General features: G+C 44.7%; 1 protein-coding gene. It reads left to right on the plus strand.

Going from position 1 to position 262, the window contains the following annotated elements; genetic code table 11:
- On the plus strand, nucleotides 1-262 hold a 262-nt coding region (locus tag SB725_RS31975; protein ID WP_410923481.1), incomplete at both ends, for a reverse transcriptase domain-containing protein.

Below are 262 nucleotides of genomic sequence, written 5' to 3' on the forward strand. Positions count from 1 at the left end.
AGGTGGACCTCTTAGTCCGCTGCTCTCCAACATCATGTTGCATGAATTGGACATGGAGCTAGAAAAACGAGGGCTCAGATTTGTCCGCTACGCGGACGACTGTAATGTCTACGTTTCTTCAAAGAAGGCTGGCGAACGGGTAATGGCATCTATTTCCTGGTTCATCGAGAATAAATTAAAACTTAAGGTGAACATTGAGAAAAGTGCAGTAGACCGGCCATGGAAACGAAAATTTTTAGGGTTTAGCTTTACCCACCAGTCT

The organism is Pseudomonas sp. SIMBA_041 (assembly GCF_046535095.1).
Taxonomy (GTDB): domain Bacteria; phylum Pseudomonadota; class Gammaproteobacteria; order Pseudomonadales; family Pseudomonadaceae; genus Aquipseudomonas; species Aquipseudomonas mucoides.